Source organism: Chryseobacterium viscerum (genome assembly GCF_002899945.2).
In the GTDB taxonomy this organism is placed as follows: Bacteria; Bacteroidota; Bacteroidia; order Flavobacteriales; family Weeksellaceae; genus Chryseobacterium; species Chryseobacterium viscerum.
In genome coordinates, this window is sequence record NZ_PPEG02000005.1 from 272,467 (window position 1) to 289,019 (window position 16,553).

A 16,553-nucleotide genomic window follows, 5' to 3' on the forward strand; every position below is an offset into this window, starting at 1 on the left:
GATTGGCAAAGCCTTTTTTAAAAAAATACATTATGAAAATTAAAATTCTATTTTTTATGTTGTTGGGAGTACTTGCCAGTGCTCAGGTCAACAGATTCTTTTATGACTATAAGTATATCTCTGACTCTACGAATAAAGCAGAAGTGAAAAGCGATGTTATGTTTTTGGATATTGATAAAAATGGATCCAAATATTACAGCCGTGAAAAGTTTGTTGCAGATTCAACAATGAAAGCAGATATTGCTAAGCAGATGAAAGGAGGATTCGGAGGCAGTATTAATATCAAAAGAAATATAAAGCCAGGAACAATTTCTTCAAGTGTGATCAAAAAGTATCCGGATTATAGTGTTTCATTCTCTGAAAATATTGGGAATACTGCCTATAAAATGCCGGAAGATCAAAAACCAGAATGGAAAATTCTTCCTGAAAAGCAGAAGATCGGAGAGTACAATACTCAGAAAGCAACCACAAATTACGGAGGAAGAAGCTGGACAGCATGGTTTTCTACAGACATACCATTTCAGGATGGTCCTTATAAATTCTATGGTCTGCCAGGCCTTATTGTTAAAATTGAGGATAAAACAGGCTCTCATATCATGACTCTAATGGGTAACAAGAAAACGGAAACTGCATCTGAAGAGGATGTTCAAATACCAGGTCTTACTACAATAGGTTTAGGAGGTAAAGAAATAGAGATCAGCAAAAAGCAGTTTAAGAAAGCCTGGAAAGATTATCTGATTGACCCTACAAAAGATATGAAGCAGACGATGAGTACTCTTCCTGCAGGAGCGGTTGTCAATATGAGAAACCAGGATGGGAAAAGTATTGATATGAATGAAATGTATAGAAACATTGAAAAGAGAGCAAAAGAAGAGCGACTAAAAAATAACAATAAAATAGAACCGGAATTATATAAATAATAAGCCGTTTCTATTGGATTAAAATACCGCAAGATTAGTACTAATCTTGCGGTATTTTTTTCTATTATGTATCTTTAATCCCAGAACTTACAATTCCAGATTATGACAGAAAAGGAAAAATGTGCAGCCGGACTTTTGTACAATGCCAATTATGATAAAGAACTGATTCAGGAACGTATTGCCTGCAAAGATTTGTGCCAGGAATATAATGGACTGAAAAATTCTGATACAGAAAACAGATACGATCTACTCAAAAAAATACTTGGAAGTATCAAAGAAAACATCTGCATAGAACCCAGCTTCTGGTGTGATTACGGATATAATATTAAAGTAGGCGAGAACTTCTATGCCAATCATAATCTTATCATTTTAGACTGTGCCGGCGTAGAGTTTGGAGATAACGTGTTTATTGGCCCCAATTGCAGCTTTTATACAGCAGGCCATCCACTGGATGCAAAACAGAGAAACGAAGGCCTGGAGTATGCACATCCGATCAAAGTTGGAGATAACGTGTGGCTGGGGGGGAATGTCGTAGTACTTCCCGGAGTTTCTATTGGAAATAATTCTGTGATTGGTGCAGGAAGTGTAGTAACGAAAGATATCCCGGACAATGTAGTGGCAGTGGGAAACCCCTGTAAAATTGTTAAAAATATAAAAGAAGAAAACTAAAACTATATCAAAAACTAACCATGAAAAAAATTATCATCTTATTTGAACTGGACATGTTGAAATAACATTCCAATACATCATACAATGTCTGAAAACACAATTTCAGACATTTTTTATTGTAAAATTTTCTCCCAGAGTTCTCTGTGGAATTTTATCATATTGCTGTATACATTTGGATTTTCTCCCATTCTTACAATAATAAGATTCTTGCCGGGAACAATATCGAGGATTTGCCCGTTTTTACCCAAGGCACAAAACATATCTTTAGGAGCACCCGGAACCAGTGACTGATTGAACGACTTTTCAAATCCGGGAACCCTTGTTTCTCCTTTTCCGTTAAGCCACCAAAGGTAACCATAGGAAGGGTTGAGGTCCTGTGAAGTATTGGTCATTTGCTGAAAATAGCTGTCGTTCTTGTAATAGATCTTTTCATTCAGTTTTCCTTTGTTTAAAACAAGTTTTCCGAATTGTAAAAAGCTCTTTGCAGTACTTGAAAATACAAGCCCGTTCTCATAAGGAATCCATTTTCCTGAAATACCCGAACCTGAAAGCTTTTCAGAAGTATACTCATCCATGCTTTTATGACTTGCCTTTTCAATCACTTTTGCCAGTTGGGAATAGGCTGAAGTATCGTAATACCAAAAACTCCCAGCCGGATTTTTAAAAACAAAGCAGTTTCCATATTCACAAACCTGATCTTGAGAATAGTCAAGTCCGGAAGTCATGGTCAGAAGATTTCTGATGGTAATTTTATCTTCAGCACTTTTATCCATTCCGGTCCATTTTCCCAGGTATTTTGATACCAGATCATTGATGTTGAGCAAATTTTCCTGTTGAGCAATTCCGATAAGAACGGCGGTCAGGGATTTTCCGGCAGAAGCCCAATACCAATTGGAATCTGCGTCGAAAGACTGTTTGTCAATGATCTTTGTTCCAAAATATTTTTCATTAATGATTTTTCCATTCTGAAAAATGATGAAAGCCCGGCTCTTGTTTTCAAGATTAAACTGATTAAGCTGTTCCAGTTTTTCCTTTGAAAAAATGATGTCTTGAGAGAACCCGAAAACAAAAGAAAGTAGGGTGAACAGAATGATATTTTTTTTCATGGCTCTTTTTGTTTTTGGATTCAGATAATGTAAAGTAGTTAAATCAAAAAAATCCCGAAACAAAGTTCCGGGATTTTTATATCTGAATAAGAGTCAGTTATTATGCTAATTTCTGAGAATCTGCAATAAACTGAGCCAAACCACTGTCTGTTAATGGGTGCTTCAATAAGCTCAAGATCGGAGGAAGTGGAGATGTAATTACATCAGCTCCGATTTTAGCGCAATCGATGATGTGCATAGAATGACGGATAGAAGCTGCTAAGATCTCAGTTTCGAACATATAGTTATCGAAAATCAATCTGATTTCTTCGATAAGGTTCAGACCGTCTGTAGAAATATCATCTAATCTTCCTAAGAATGGAGAAACATAATTAGCTCCTGCTTTAGCTGCTAAAAGAGCCTGCCCAGCAGAGAAGATTAATGTACAGTTCGTTTTGATTCCTTTATCAGAAAAATATTTTAAAGCTTTGATACCGTCTTTGATCATAGGGATCTTTACAACGATATTTGGGTGAATAGCGGCCAATTCGTCTCCTTCTTTAATCATTTCTTCATACGTTGTAGAAAGAACTTCAGCAGAAATATCTCCATCTACAAGCTCGCAGATCGTTTTATAATGGTTTTTGATTGCTTCAGCCCCCTGAATACCTTCTTTTGCCATTAATGAAGGATTGGTGGTTACACCATCTAAAATTCCAAGGTCTCTTGCTTCCTTGATTTGCTCTAAATTAGCTGTGTCAATAAAAAATTTCATTTTGATAAATAGATTTATTGATACAAAGATAGGGAATTAATTGGGTTCTGAAGTATGAATTTTGAGTTACGAGGTTCGTGGTTTTGGAGTAAATAGGTTTGAGTGTAGAAGAGTTTGAGAGTTTTGGAGCAAAGGGGGGGAGTGTTTGAGGATGAGAGCGTCTTAGAGAATGAAAAAATAATTTTATGCTGATTTTAAATCAAATAGTTATTTTAGCTTCTAGCTTTTAAATTTGTTATCCATGAAAGACAACAGCTTCACCGCCACATTAGACATCATAGGAATTAACCCTTTTGTATTTGTTCCGGAAGAGATTTTGGACAGGATTTTTGAAGAATCAAGGAAAAATAAAAGCCCGATTCCCGTAAAAGGAACTGTAAATGAAAAGGAATTTACACAAAACCTAATGAAATATCTGGGTGAATGGAGGTTGTATATTAATCTGACGATGTTGAAAAATTCTCCGAAGAGAATCGGAGAAGTTATAGACGTTGTATTGGAATATGATGATTCCGACAGAAGTATTGCTATTCATCCCCAATTGGAAAAGTCAATCAGAGGAAGTGCTTTAGCAGCGAAAAACTTCGAAAACCTGATTCCATCAAGAAGACATGAGCTGATTCGATACATCAATAATCTAAAAACAGAAGCGAGTATCCAGCGGAATATTGAGAAAATAATGAAGCATCTGCATGGGGAAACCGATTTTTATGGAAAGAGGATTGAGTAGGTGGAAAGAATTAAGAACCAAGATGCAAGAGCCAAGAGCCAAGATGCAAGAATCAAGAGTCAAGAACCAAGATGTTGCATGTCATATTTTTATAATAAAAAAGACCGGAAATTTTTCCGGTCTTTTTTTTATGAATTTAAAGCTTTGCTAAGCTTTACAGCATCTTGATTAGTTGGGTCATACTGTATTGACTTGGCGATATGCTCTTTCGCTTTATTAGGATCAGTTTGCTGTTCTGAAAAGGCAAGATAGAAATAAGCATAGGCAAGATTCTTTTTACTTTGCTCCACTTCTTCAGGTTTTACAGTCGCAATGTACTTTTCATAGGCAATTTTTGCATTGGCATCATCTTTTGAAGCCTGATACACATAGGCCTGGCTGTAATAAGAAGGTGCCCAGTCTGGTAATAAAACGGATATTTTCTTCCAGGTATCAATGGCATTGGTCCAGTCTGATGCTTCCTGATAGGCATTAGCCAATTTTGCTAATGATTCTGCATCCTTTGGATTGGCCTCAATTTGTTTTTTAAGACCTTCAATCGTTGGGTTGGCCGATTGACTCGTTGAAGCCGATGTTTCCGGCTGAGTCGTTTGTGCATTTACAAGACTTACACTTCCTGCTAATATTAAACCTAAGAATAGGTTTCTGCTATTAATTTTACTCATTTTCATAATCTTATATTTTAAATTCATAATCTAAAATTCAATAATAATTCCACAAAAGCATAAATTTTAGAGGCTTTAAGATTTTTTAGAAAATATTAACGGGATTGAGGTTTTTTTTAGATTAATTTTTGATTCGTTACTGTTTGAGGTTATCTTTGTGATTCACTTTTTTAATAATAAATATAATTTCGTGGTATGAACATCATATTAGCCTCAACATCCACAATTTTTGGTGGAGAATATCTGGAATATTTAAGAGAAGAATTAATCCAACTATATAAAGGAATTGACGAAATTGTGTTTATCCCTTTTGCAAGACCAGGGGGAATTTCCCACGACGACTATACTGCAAAAGCACGTTCTTTCTTTGAAACCATCAATATAAAAGTAATAGGACTTCATGAATTTGAAGATAAAATAGAAGGCCTACACCAGGCAAAAGGGTACTTTACCGGAGGTGGAAATACTTTTTTATTGGTTAAAACATTACACGAAGAAGGTCTGATGTCTGTATTAAAAGAAAATGTATTGAACGGGAAAGCATATCTTGGATGTAGTGCTGGAAGCAATATCGGAGGACAGAATATGAAAACTACCAACGATATGCCGATTGTATATCCGCCAAGTTTTGAGTGTATGGGATTGGTCCCTTTCAATATCAACCCTCATTACCTTGATCCTAATCCGGATTTGAAACACAATGGAGAAACCAGAGAAACCCGTATTCAGGAGTTTCTTACTCAGAATGATATCAAGGTCGTAGGACTTAGAGAAGGAAACTGGATCAGAAGAACAGATCATTCAATTACTGTAGAGGGAAGCGAACTGACCAGGATTTTTGAAAAAGGGAAGGAGCCTTACGAAATAGAGAGTGGAAGCTCATTATCATGAAACAGGAAGATATTGACCGGTTTGTAGAACATAATCTTAAAAATTTTTCTGTAAACAGTACCGGATGGAACGATATCATCAAACAAATGCTGTTTGAATTTGCCATAGGAGGCTGGAATCTTGAAAAAGATGTTTTCGGAAAAGAAAAATTCGGTGAACTGCGCTGTTATACCTATTCTGAGAATCCAGAACTGAATGCAGTTATCAAAGATATTACTTCAAAATATACAGATCTATCTGTAAAAACCTGTGAGATCTGTGGAAGTGAAGGTAAAAAAAGAGGGGTGGATTCCTGGGAGACTACTTTGTGTCTGAACCATTATCTGGATCGAAAATCAATTATTGATATTGATGATGACCAGAATATTAAAGTAGGGAAAAAGGTAATTCTTAATATTAAGGATATTGCTAAAGCGGAAATTGATTATGATCTTCAACGATTGCATTTATTTAAAAATAAAAAAGCTGATCATCAGACTCAAGCGAATAGCTTTTCCTGGCAGGAGCCCAACTATTATCTGCTTTTGAGAAAAGTTCCACTACATTTATTTCCTGAAGATCAGGAGAAACGGATTTCAGAATTATTTCAAAATTTGCAATATTGTGAGATATGCGGTCATAAAGCGGTTCATCAAAAAAGCTGTCTACGCTGTCACCAGGAGCATTGGAGTGATTCAGGATATTTTATAGAAGATTACGGCGAAAAATCTAATTATATAAAATCCTGCCAGCTGGATATTTTTACAGACGAGGATGATTATGAGAAATACTTTAAATATGACCGGTCATTCGAGAAATCTCCCGACCATCAGATCCTTTTCAGTCATCATGACCTCCGTGAATATGAAAAAATACATTTTTAGCTATCTTTGAGTAAAAATGGGCGAGAGCTGCTCCAACCTTTAAAGTTTCATGATAAGCAGAATCGCCAAACATAAATGAAGTTAAGAACCAAACAATAATGCAATGAAAAAAATACTTGCTGTTCTCACACTTTCTGTACAGATGGTTGCTGCGCAGAATATGGCCCAGAAATTAGATAAAGTAACTAAAGATCTTATGGATTCTTCGGGGGCAGTTTCTTCGAGTTTATCATTTTATGTTTCAGATGAAAACGGCAACTTTATATACGAATATCAGGGAAGCAAAGGACTCTCCACAGCTTCTACCCAGAAAATTTTTACCGCTGCTGCTGCTTTGGAAACGTTAGGAAAGAATTATACTTATACAACAACTTCCAGCTATTCCGGGAATATATCAGGAGGAACGCTTAGCGGAAACCTGTTCATTAGTTCCAATGGAGATCCTACATTGGGAAGCTGGAGATATGATGCTTATAAACCTGAAAATTTTAAAAAGAAGCTGATGGATGCCATTAAAAATTCAGGGATTACAAAAATATCCGGGGATCTGGTCATTGATGATTCTTATTTTGACCATCAAACCATTCCGGGTGGCTGGCCATGGGATGACCTTGGAAATTACTATGGAGCCGGTGTATGGGGAATCAACTGGAAAGAAAACCAGTTTGACATCAATATTAACGGAACAGATTTTAAAAACTTTTCTTATCCTTTAGAAGGCGTACAATGGCTGAATGATCTGAAAACGGGCGGAAGTTCAGATCAGAGTCTGATTTTCACTGCTCCCCATTCAAATGTTGCATTGATCAACGGAATGCTTCCGGCGGGAAAAACGGTAATGGTTTCCGGTTCTACCCCTAATCCTCCTTTACAGCTGGCAGCAGAAGTAAAACAATGGCTGAAAGAATCAGGAATTGAACTTTCAGGAAAAGCTGTTACCAATTCACAACTTGAAATAGAAGGAAAAAAAGCCTTAGAAGCTCCGAAAAATACGATTATTCTGACGTACCAATCTCCAACGCTGGATAAAATGGTGTACTGGTTTCTGAGAAAAAGTGTTAACCTGTATGGAGAAACATTTATTAAAACCCTGGGGAAAGAGAAAAAGGGAAATCCAAGTTTCAAAAGCGGAGTGGCCTATCTGAAAGAGTTCTGGAAATCAAAAGGAATCAATCCTAATATGATCAATTTTGCTGACGGAAGCGGACTTTCCCCACAGAATTATGTAGCGGCAAAAGCAGAAGTGCAGGCTCTTTTATATGCTAAAAAGCAATCATGGTTTGAAGCATACTACGATGGATTCCCGGCTCAGGACAATGGAATGAAAATGAAAAGCGGAACCATGAGAGATACCAAATCTTTTGCAGGATACCATACTGCAAAAGATGGTAAAAAATATGTATTTTCGATTATTATCAACAACTATCAGGGAAGTGGAAGCGCAGAGCTGCAGAAAATCCTGAATGTTTTAAAATAAAATACCTTTGAGAAAATCCATACTCACCAGGCTGAATAACTGGATCATTTTTGTTGTTATGACTACTTTGGTTATTGCCATTGTAGCGGCTTCAACATCGCTTATTAATTTTCTCAGAAAAGAGGAGATCAAAAGGATAAGCCTTCTTTCTAAAGCGATAAGAATACAGCAGGAAGTAAAAACTCCGGATACTGATGTTCTGGATCTGCTGCCGGATATCCTTAATATCAACAATACCATTCCGTTCATTGTAACAGATAAATATAAAAATCCGATTCTTGATCTTGGATACTACCGGAATATTCCTGAAAGTACCATAAAAGATCCTGAAAAGCTTCAGGACGTAATCCTGAAGATGGAGAAGAATTATGATCCTATTGAAATAAAAGTACCCGATGGAAATAATCAGTTTGTGTACTATGATAATTCGCGTATGCTTAATAATCTTCAGTATTCGCCTTATATTTTAGGACTGTTTATTCTGCTGTATTTTGGTTTTTCGTTTTGGTTTTTCAGGACCATCAAAAAGACAGATGAAGGTTATCTTTGGGCAGGTCTTGCTAAAGAAACAGCCCATCAGATCGGAACTCCTTTATCTTCCATGATTGGCTGGATAGAAATAATGAAGCTGGATGATCCGAATTCGGAGGGGGTGCATGAGATTGAAAAAGATATTGAAAGGCTTAGAACCATCTCTGAGAGATTCTCAAAAATAGGTTCTGTTCCTGAGTTGAATGATAGAAATTTCAATAAAACAATTCAGGAGAATTATGATTATTTAAAGACCAGAATTTCCAGGAAAATCAACTTTACGCTGAATCTTCCTACTTATACCGTCCTGGTTCCTCACAATAAAATTTTAATGAGCTGGGTGATTGAAAACCTGGTAAAAAATGCTGTAGATGCCATGAAAGGTGAAGGCGCTATTACCATGTCAATTTTTGAAAGAAACAAAAATATTCTGGTCGAAGTAAAGGATAACGGAAGCGGAATGACAAAGCAGCAGGCAAGAAATGCTTTCAATCCCGGATATTCTACCAAAAAAAGAGGTTGGGGATTGGGATTGTCATTAGCAAGAAGAGTAATTCATGAGTATCATAACGGCGATATCAAGATCTCCCAGACCGAAGTAGGAAAGGGAAGTACCTTTAGGATAACAATAAGGAAAGGAGAGGATATTTAATTGCAAATTAGTTTTACAAACAATAAACCTTATAGGTTTTTAAAACCTATAAGGTTTAAATATATTAAGAATACAAGATCAACTTGAAGAAAAAGAAAAGCGGGGAAATTTTCCCCGCTTTTCTCTTTATTTCTTACCTGTAAGCCACTGTGTCTGTAGTTTCAGTTCTTCCGGAGTTGGATTCGCCTTAAATGAAGGTGTTTCCAATATCATTTTATCCAGAATAGCCTTTCCTTTCAGGTTCATTTTCTCTTTCTTACCGGCATTATCTCTTAAAATCGTTACCGTAACGTCTTGTCCGTCTTTGATGGTTCTTGTATAAGCAATAAAGTCCTGTACTTTTTTGATGTCTACTGTTTTTCCATCTATAGCAAGTACCTGGTCAGTAATTTTAAATCCTATACTTTTTGCAAATGGAGATAGGGCAGAATGGTCGTCAAAAGCAAATGCATTGTTCTTCTCATCAAAACCTGTCTGGTTCGGGTCTTTGATAAACCAGAAAACGGGCTGGCTTTCCTGCTTTTTGATATCTATGCCTACCATGCTTAGGTATTTTGCATAAGGAGTTGGCTGGTTTCCTGCAATATATTGATTATAAAAATCTTTCACCTGAGGATATCCGGTTACCGTTACCAATTCATCAATCAGTTTATCATCTTTGAAAGGTTTGTTTTCTCCAAATCTTTGAGACAATTTTCTGATCATATCACGATATCCCATTTCTCCATTAGAAAGCTTTCTAAGCTCAATATCAAGACACATTGCCAAAAGAGCTCCTTTCTCATAAACGTTTCTGTATTGGTCCTTATAAGGTTCCACCAATACGTTCTTACTCATTACCGTAAACGGCATCGTATCATCGTAGCTCTTGGAATTAGCAATTTTTTCTGCCATTCTTTGAAGGAACTGATCTTTATTGATCAAACCTTCCTGAATCTGGAATAGATTGGCAAAATATTCTGTACCCCCTTCATACATCCATAAGTGCTGAGACATTTTAGGATCTGCATAGTCGAAATAGTGGATCTCTTCAGAGTGGGTCTTCAGAGGATTTACAGTGTGGAAAAACTCGTGAGAAACTACGTCTGTAATGGTATTGTCAATAGCCTCTTTCGGCATTACTTCCGGAAGCACTACGCTTGTAGATTCATGGTGTTCCAGAGCTCCGAAACCTTTTACTCTAGGTCCGTCACCACCGGAAAGATAAAGCATGATTGCATACTTTTTATTGGTATTCATATCCCCCAGGAATTTCTTCTGAGCGACAACCATTTTTTCCAGATTTTCTTTGAAGTCTGCTGCTTTGTATTTTCCTGTTGGAGAATATACACCCAGTACAAGATCCATTCCTCCAGCATTGAAGGTAATATAATCCGGTTTTGTGTACATTAACGGAGAATCGGTTACCTTAGCATAGTTGGCCAGGGTATAGGTATCTGTAGATTCCGATTTATCCTGATCTACCAAAGCTGTTGTTCCGTAGAAGTCAGTTGGTTTCTGAATTACCAGCTGATAAGGAACATCCTGCATATTTTCAATATATCCGATAAACCCATGGGTATTGATCATATATATTTTTCCTGCTTCAATGTCAGTTCCTGACGGAGAAAATACCGCTTTGTGCTTTGAAGTATCATTTTCTTCATCAAAGCTGTCATTCACAAGATAAGAGATTTTGGAAAGACCCTGAGCATTTTTCAATGAATAGGTATTATCATTTACTTTGGTATAAGTAAGTTCTTTTCCTTTATTATCGTAAAATTTGATCCCTTCGATGAATCTTCCATAGTCGTCTATAGAATAAGTACCGGGAACCGTTTTGGGGAAATGAAATTTGATATCCCCGGATTTCATTTTCGGAAAATCCATGGTAACGGCTACTTTATCATCTTTTACATTGACAAGATCAATGGTTGTTTTTATAGACTGAGCATTTGCTAAAAAAGAAGCAAAAATACCTAGACTAAGTACTGTTTTTCTCATTAGGTTTACATTAATAGTTAAATAGTTGCTTTTTTTGTCACTTTGTTACGGAAGAAGTATTAAACTTTTCTTAAAATTTTAAACTTAAAAAGCAAAAAGGCAAATTTGCTTGATTCGCGAATTTGCCTTTTTCTTTATGTAGTGCTATAAAAATTAATATAATAATTGGGGTTAAACTCAACAGGAGTATTCTTTTTAAGCTTTACGGTCTGCCAGTTTTCTGTAGGATTGATAGTCTGGTCACCGTTAATGATGATAGGTAATTTCAGGTTTTTTACTACATCTGTATATCGGAACTTTAACGTATCACCATTTTGAGTATACTCAAGGGTTGGGATTTTTATTGTTCTCAGATACTGATCAAAAACGGTTGAGAAATCAATTCCTGATTTTGATGAAATATATTTTTCGATCTGTTGGGTGGTAACGGTCTGATGGTAAAAATCTTGGTTGAGTCCTCTCAGAATCTGTCTGAATTTTTCATCATTATTGATCACCTGTCTTATCGTGTGAAGCATATTGGCTCCCTTTGGATACATATCTCCACTGCCCTCATTTCTTACTCCATACTGTCCAATAATTGGGATGTCGTTATCAATAGTATTTCTAATTCCTATTATATAAGTTTCTGCCGATTTTTTATCCAGATATTTTTCTGTGAAAAGAGCTTCAGAATACATGGTGAAACTTTCATGAATCCACATATCGGCCTGATCTTTTGCCGTAATATTATTAGCAAACCACTCGTGGCCACTTTCATGAATGATGATATAGTCCCACTTCATCCCAACTCCCGTTCCGGAAAGATCTTTTCCACGATAGCCATTCTGATAGCCGTTTCCGTAGGCAACATTACTTTGATGTTCCATTCCTAAGTAGGGTGAATCAACCAGTTTATAAGAATCTTCATAGAAAGGATAAGGTCCGAACCAGTACTCAAAAGCAGAAAGCATAGGCTTTACCTGCTGAAACTGTTTCTTTGCTTTATCCAGATTATAGTCAAGTACCCAGTAATCCAAATCAAGTTTACCTTTTTCTCCTTCATAAGTATCCTTGAAATTCACATACTTACCAATATTGGGAATAATAGAGTAGGCATTGATCGGGTTTTTTACTTCCCATGTGTATGTCGTTTTATTCCCCTCTGTCTTTTGGTTGGTAAGTCTTCCGTTTCCAACCCCTACAAGATTGCTGGGAGTAATGATGTTCATAACGATGCCATTGTCAGGTTCGTCACTCCAGATATCCTTTGTAGGAAGCCAGATTGAAGCACCTATTCCTTCATCAGCAACGCTCATCCATGGGTTTCCGTTTCTATCTTTAGTGAAAACCCAGCCTCCATCCCATGGAGCATTTTTAGCAATGGTAGGTTTTCCGGAATAAAGAACGTTGATAGTATATTTTTCTCCTTTTTTGAATTTTTTATTGGCTGTAATTAAAATAAAGTCTCCATCTTGCTTGTAATTTGTGATAGGAAAGCTTGCTTCTATGTTATCCGCTTTCATCGGCTGCTGAAGGTCAATCTGGAAAACAGGATTGGTGACATCTTTGATGATCTCAAAGCTGATTGTATTATTTCCTTTAACGCTTTTTTGTTCAAAATCAGGCTCTACAGAAAGATCATATTTTTTGACATCCCAGAAATTCCTGAATTCAGTATTGGAACCTTTTAAAATATCCTGCTTGGTGAAAGTCTTACCTTTCTCAAAGAACTGCCCGAAGACAATCCCAGATGCAAATAAGAGGGTATATGATAATTTTTTCATTACAATTTTATTAATACTTTTCAAAAGTATAAAATTAAATTAATAGGCAGATGCCGGAACTCAAATTAAATATAAGTTTTTGGAAGGCATCAAAAAGCCCGGTCATTGCCGGGCTTAGGTATAAGTTATAATTTTTTTAGTTATTTCTGTACTACCGGAAGATTTCCGTTGTTTTTCTGTGCTTTCTTATAGGTGACTGTACACATCATAATACTGAATTCATATAGGACAAGCAGTGGTAATGCAGCCATTATCATACTTAAAACATCTGCCGGAGTAATGATTGCAGCAACTACCATAATCAAAACAATAGCATGACGACGATAGGTTTTCATAAATTGAGGCGTCAGAATTCCGATGCTGGTAAGGAAATAGATAAGAATAGGGAACAGGAAAATAATTCCCATACCTAAAACCACCTGCAAAAATAGAGTCGTATAATCACTTAAGTCATACAGCGGAACGATAATGTCTGAGATTTTAAAAATAACCCCAAAATTAACCGCAAACGGAAGGATTAAAAAATACCCGCATAATACTCCGGTCATGAAAAGCATCCATACCGAGTTGATGATATAAATAGAATTTTTTCTCTCTTTGGGATGTAAAGCCGGGCCGATAAAACGCCATAACTCCCATACAATATATGGAAATGCAGCCACCATTCCTCCAAAAATAGAAACTGCCATCATCACATTGAACTGCTGATACAATCTCTGTACACGCACAGGGAACTCTTTTGGAAGGTGAATACTATCTTTCCCCAAAATCATTCTTGAAAAATGATTAACAATTCTGAATGTAGGGAAATCATTTCTGGTAGGTCCAAAAAAGATGTGGTCCATAATCCAGTTGATATTAAAGCCCACTACAAATGCCGCAATTATGATAGCAATAATCGAACGGACCAGGTGTCCTCTTAATTCTCCAATGTGCCCAAGAAAGGACATGTCTTTTTTATTGTCCATATAGTAGAATCTGTCAAAATGCCAGCCCTGTGGCAAGCAGTTTAAGTGTGCGAAATTATGAAATAATAATCAGTATTTAGAATTTATTGTCAATGATTTTGTTCAAGTTTATGTTACAGACAGTTGACGTATTCTTAAAGATACTTTTGGATACAAAATCTTGCAGCCCAAAATGATTATTTTAGGCTGCAAGCTATTTTTTATCTCTAATTCTGGGGCTTATTTTTCCAACATTTCCAATACTTTATCTGCTACGGAACCTCCTGATTGAGGGTTTTGTCCTGTAACAAGTCTTCCATCAGAAACAGCAAAAGGAATAAAATCCTGATCTGCTTTTACATAATGTGCCCCCTTACTTTTCAATACGTCTTCTGTTAGATAAGGCATGTGGTCGGCCAATTCTGCAGCAATTTCCTCTGAGTTTGAAAAACCAGTAAGTGTTTTTCCATTAATCAGATGTTCTCCATTGGAAAGCTTTATATTAAAAAGTCCTACAGCTCCGTGGCATACTGAGGATACAATTCCTCCATCTTCATAAATACTGCGGGCAATTTCCTGTAATTCCTTATTGTCAGGGAAATCCCATACAACCCCATGACCTCCTGTATAATAAATAACCCCATAATCTTTAGGGTTGATCTCTTCTGGCTTTAAAGTATTAGCCATTTTTTCTCTGAAAATATTATCACCATAGTATTTCCAGTCTACAGGTTGTACAAACATTTGTAGTGAAATAGGATCTAATGGTGTATAGCCGCCTTTTGGACTTACAAAATCAATCTCATAGTCTTTCTCATGTAACTTTTCATAAAAATGAACAGCTTCACCCAGCCAAAGGCCTGTTGCTCTTTCCATATTAGGATATTTTTCCACACTTGTTACTACAATTAATGCTTTCTTTTTCATTGGTATTTATTATTAAAAATTATAATACAAAGATTGGACTTTTAAACTTATCCTTATAAGGACATACCTCAAAAAAAAGATGTGACCTAGGTCACATCTTAAGAATATAGTCTGCTTAATGTCTCTCTGGAAACTCCCAGATAGCTTGCAATAAGCTGCTTGGGGATATGGTCTATAAAACCTGGATATTGTTGTATAAAATCTTCATAACGTTCTTTTGCAGACTTACTCAGCAATGAAAGAATTCTCTGCTGTAGGGCTACATACCCGAAATTTGACTTTATCCTGAAAAAATGTTCCATTGCTGGCATTTTTGAACAAAGAATATTTAAATCTTCATAAGATACTGCATACACTTCAGAATCTTCAATGCATTCCACTGCCAGTGATGAGGTTTCCTGCTTAAAAAAGCCGGCAAAATCTGAAATCCACCAGTTGGGTGCTGCGAACTGAAGAATGTGTTCTTTTCCTGTATTATCTATAGTACTGCTTTTAAGAACGCCTTTCTCTATAAGAAAAATTTCATGCACAGGTTGATGTTCCTGTATCAGAAATTGTCTTTTCCGGAACCTCTTTTTTGTGAAAAACTTTTGTATAACCTCAAAATCATCATCTGTAAGGTCCACGATTTCCCGGATATGTGCATGTAGAAAATGGCTCATATCATCAGTATTAATTTATTCCTTCATCCAGTAGCTTATGCAGATCAATGATTCCGAAATACGTTCCGTTTTCCGTTACAATCAGCTGGCCGATATTATTTTCTTTCAGAACTTTCATGGCTTCTTTGGCAAGAGCTTCCTTTTCAATCGTTCTTGGATGGGAAGACATAATATCTTTAGCCAAAACTTTATTGATGTCTTCTCCTTTCATCAGCATTCTTCTCAAATCTCCATCTGTGATGACCCCGATGATCTGATCTCCATTGGTTACCACTGTGATTCCGTGGCTTGAAGCACTGATCGAGATGATGACATCCCTTATCGAAGCATCTTCTGCAACCTGAGGCTTTTGAGAAGAAAGGAACTGTTCTACGGTAGAGGTCAGGTTTTTTCCTAAGCTTCCTCCCGGATGGAATTTGGCAAAATCATTGGCCTTGAAATTATTCAGTTCCATTAAAGCAACAGCCAAAGCATCTCCCAATGCCATCTGAATTGTGGTAGAGCTGGTAGGAGCCAGTTTATTTGGGCACGCTTCAACATCCACATGAGTATCTAAGATAACTTCAGAGAATTCAGCCAGTTTGCTGGTTTTATTTCCGGTCATTCCGATCAAAGCTGAAGAATAACCTTTTAAATAAGGAACCAGATTGGCGATTTCGGGAGAATTTCCAGAATTGGAAATACATAGGACAACATCCTGCTTCTGAATAACCCCAAGATCCCCATGGATTGCTTCTGAAGCATGCAAAAATTGAGAAGGAGTACCTGTTGAATTCAATGTAGCTACAATTTTGTTACCTACATGGGCAGATTTTCCTATTCCTACTACGATGAGCTTTCCTTTTGCTGAATGGATGATTTCTACTGCCTGGGCAAATTGATCGTCAATTCTATTTTTTAATTTTTCGAGCTCAGAAATCTCTATCTCTAAAGTGCTTTTTGCAATTGATATAATGTTGGTTCTATCCATTTTACGATAATAAGGTATACAAAAAAGTTCTTAAAAAACG

Annotated in this window: 16 protein-coding genes; 7 read left to right on the forward strand and 9 right to left on the reverse strand. The window is 36.5% G+C overall.

All coding sequences use genetic code 11. From position 1 onward, the window contains the following. Positions 1-32 precede the first annotated feature (32 nt). Positions 33-920 (forward strand): GLPGLI family protein, encoded by an 888-nt coding sequence (locus C1634_RS13165; RefSeq protein ID WP_103234676.1) that lies wholly within the window; start codon positions 33-35, stop codon positions 918-920. 102 nt (positions 921-1,022) lie between these two features. Next, positions 1,023-1,589 carry a sugar O-acetyltransferase gene (locus C1634_RS13170; RefSeq protein WP_103234675.1) on the forward strand — a complete coding sequence of 189 codons (567 nt, stop codon included), beginning with the start codon at positions 1,023-1,025 and terminating at the stop codon, positions 1,587-1,589. Between the two features lie 113 nt (positions 1,590-1,702). On the opposite strand, the gene C1634_RS13175 is transcribed toward C1634_RS13170, so the two are convergent. Together C1634_RS13175 and fsa are read right to left on the reverse strand one after the other, a co-directional pair. Continuing rightward, complete coding sequence (locus tag C1634_RS13175; RefSeq protein ID WP_109738555.1) at positions 1,703-2,695, reverse strand: serine hydrolase domain-containing protein; 993 nt, start codon at positions 2,693-2,695, stop codon at positions 1,703-1,705. A gap of 100 nt (positions 2,696-2,795) precedes the next feature. Then, entirely contained in the window at positions 2,796-3,449 is a 654-nt protein-coding gene (fsa, locus tag C1634_RS13180; protein ID WP_103234673.1) for a fructose-6-phosphate aldolase, read from the reverse strand. Between the two features lie 241 nt (positions 3,450-3,690). Here fsa and C1634_RS13185 point away from each other — a divergent pair, with 241 nt between their 5' ends. Beyond that, on the forward strand, positions 3,691-4,179 hold the full coding sequence (locus C1634_RS13185; RefSeq protein ID WP_109738556.1) for a YdeI/OmpD-associated family protein: 489 nt from the start codon (positions 3,691-3,693) through the stop codon (positions 4,177-4,179). A gap of 128 nt (positions 4,180-4,307) precedes the next feature. On the opposite strand, the gene C1634_RS13190 is transcribed toward C1634_RS13185, so the two are convergent. Next, positions 4,308-4,844 (reverse strand): tetratricopeptide repeat protein, encoded by a 537-nt coding sequence (locus C1634_RS13190; RefSeq protein ID WP_228410071.1) that lies wholly within the window; start codon positions 4,842-4,844, stop codon positions 4,308-4,310. Positions 4,845-5,039: 195 nt separating this feature from the next. On the opposite strand from C1634_RS13190, the gene pepE reads away from it, so the two are divergent. The 4 genes from pepE (at position 5,040) to C1634_RS13210 (ending at position 9,258) form a co-directional block, all read left to right on the forward strand. Then, positions 5,040-5,735, forward strand: coding sequence for a dipeptidase PepE (gene pepE, locus C1634_RS13195; RefSeq protein WP_109738557.1), 696 nt, complete (start codon positions 5,040-5,042; stop codon positions 5,733-5,735). Further along, positions 5,732-6,598, forward strand: coding sequence for a hypothetical protein (locus C1634_RS13200; RefSeq protein WP_103234670.1), 867 nt, complete (start codon positions 5,732-5,734; stop codon positions 6,596-6,598). Before pepE ends, C1634_RS13200 begins: the two co-directional genes overlap by 4 nt. 103 nt (positions 6,599-6,701) lie before the next feature. Next, positions 6,702-8,075, forward strand: coding sequence for a D-alanyl-D-alanine carboxypeptidase/D-alanyl-D-alanine endopeptidase (gene dacB / locus C1634_RS13205; protein ID WP_109738558.1), 1,374 nt, complete (start codon positions 6,702-6,704; stop codon positions 8,073-8,075). Between the two features lie 7 nt (positions 8,076-8,082). After that, positions 8,083-9,258 carry a sensor histidine kinase gene (locus tag C1634_RS13210; protein ID WP_109738559.1) on the forward strand — a complete coding sequence of 392 codons (1,176 nt, stop codon included), beginning with the start codon at positions 8,083-8,085 and terminating at the stop codon, positions 9,256-9,258. Positions 9,259-9,384: 126 nt separating this feature from the next. Here the strand turns inward: C1634_RS13210 and C1634_RS13215 are convergent, their stop codons facing one another. From C1634_RS13215 to C1634_RS13240, 6 genes are all read right to left on the reverse strand, one after another. Beyond that, positions 9,385-11,241: a M61 family metallopeptidase gene (locus C1634_RS13215; RefSeq protein ID WP_103233987.1), complete on the reverse strand. Its 1,857-nt coding sequence runs from the start codon at positions 11,239-11,241 to the stop codon at positions 9,385-9,387. Positions 11,242-11,375: 134 nt separating this feature from the next. Next, positions 11,376-13,007: a M1 family metallopeptidase gene (locus C1634_RS13220; protein ID WP_109738560.1), complete on the reverse strand. Its 1,632-nt coding sequence runs from the start codon at positions 13,005-13,007 to the stop codon at positions 11,376-11,378. 140 nt (positions 13,008-13,147) lie between these two features. Further along, entirely contained in the window at positions 13,148-13,975 is an 828-nt protein-coding gene (tatC, locus tag C1634_RS13225) for a twin-arginine translocase subunit TatC (protein WP_103233985.1), read from the reverse strand. Positions 13,976-14,194: 219 nt separating this feature from the next. After that, positions 14,195-14,881, reverse strand: a complete 687-nt coding sequence (locus C1634_RS13230; RefSeq protein WP_109738561.1) for a type 1 glutamine amidotransferase domain-containing protein — start codon at positions 14,879-14,881, stop codon at positions 14,195-14,197. A gap of 98 nt (positions 14,882-14,979) precedes the next feature. After that, positions 14,980-15,543, reverse strand: coding sequence for a Crp/Fnr family transcriptional regulator (locus C1634_RS13235; RefSeq protein WP_103233983.1), 564 nt, complete (start codon positions 15,541-15,543; stop codon positions 14,980-14,982). A 10-nt stretch (positions 15,544-15,553) separates the two neighbouring features. After that, on the reverse strand, positions 15,554-16,513 hold the full coding sequence (locus C1634_RS13240) for a KpsF/GutQ family sugar-phosphate isomerase (protein WP_103233982.1): 960 nt from the start codon (positions 16,511-16,513) through the stop codon (positions 15,554-15,556). Positions 16,514-16,553: the final 40 nt, after the last annotated feature.

What these genes read in the sequence shown, in the direction of transcription:
- C1634_RS13235 (WP_103233983.1), bottom strand. Translation starts at nt 15,543, where the DNA reads ATGAGCCATTTTCTACATGCACATATCCGGGAAATCGTGGACCTTACA.
- dacB (WP_109738558.1), top strand. Translation starts at nt 6,702, where the DNA reads ATGAAAAAAATACTTGCTGTTCTCACACTTTCTGTACAGATGGTTGCT.
- pepE (WP_109738557.1), top strand. Translation starts at nt 5,040, where the DNA reads ATGAACATCATATTAGCCTCAACATCCACAATTTTTGGTGGAGAATAT.
- C1634_RS13215 (WP_103233987.1), bottom strand. Translation starts at nt 11,241, where the DNA reads ATGAGAAAAACAGTACTTAGTCTAGGTATTTTTGCTTCTTTTTTAGCA.
- C1634_RS13185 (WP_109738556.1), top strand. Translation starts at nt 3,691, where the DNA reads ATGAAAGACAACAGCTTCACCGCCACATTAGACATCATAGGAATTAAC.
- C1634_RS13190 (WP_228410071.1), bottom strand. Translation starts at nt 4,844, where the DNA reads ATGAGTAAAATTAATAGCAGAAACCTATTCTTAGGTTTAATATTAGCA.
- C1634_RS13200 (WP_103234670.1), top strand. Translation starts at nt 5,732, where the DNA reads ATGAAACAGGAAGATATTGACCGGTTTGTAGAACATAATCTTAAAAAT.
- C1634_RS13230 (WP_109738561.1), bottom strand. Translation starts at nt 14,881, where the DNA reads ATGAAAAAGAAAGCATTAATTGTAGTAACAAGTGTGGAAAAATATCCT.
- C1634_RS13165 (WP_103234676.1), top strand. Translation starts at nt 33, where the DNA reads ATGAAAATTAAAATTCTATTTTTTATGTTGTTGGGAGTACTTGCCAGT.
- fsa (WP_103234673.1), bottom strand. Translation starts at nt 3,449, where the DNA reads ATGAAATTTTTTATTGACACAGCTAATTTAGAGCAAATCAAGGAAGCA.
- C1634_RS13220 (WP_109738560.1), bottom strand. Translation starts at nt 13,007, where the DNA reads ATGAAAAAATTATCATATACCCTCTTATTTGCATCTGGGATTGTCTTC.
- C1634_RS13175 (WP_109738555.1), bottom strand. Translation starts at nt 2,695, where the DNA reads ATGAAAAAAAATATCATTCTGTTCACCCTACTTTCTTTTGTTTTCGGG.
- C1634_RS13170 (WP_103234675.1), top strand. Translation starts at nt 1,023, where the DNA reads ATGACAGAAAAGGAAAAATGTGCAGCCGGACTTTTGTACAATGCCAAT.
- tatC (WP_103233985.1), bottom strand. Translation starts at nt 13,975, where the DNA reads ATGGACAATAAAAAAGACATGTCCTTTCTTGGGCACATTGGAGAATTA.
- C1634_RS13240 (WP_103233982.1), bottom strand. Translation starts at nt 16,513, where the DNA reads ATGGATAGAACCAACATTATATCAATTGCAAAAAGCACTTTAGAGATA.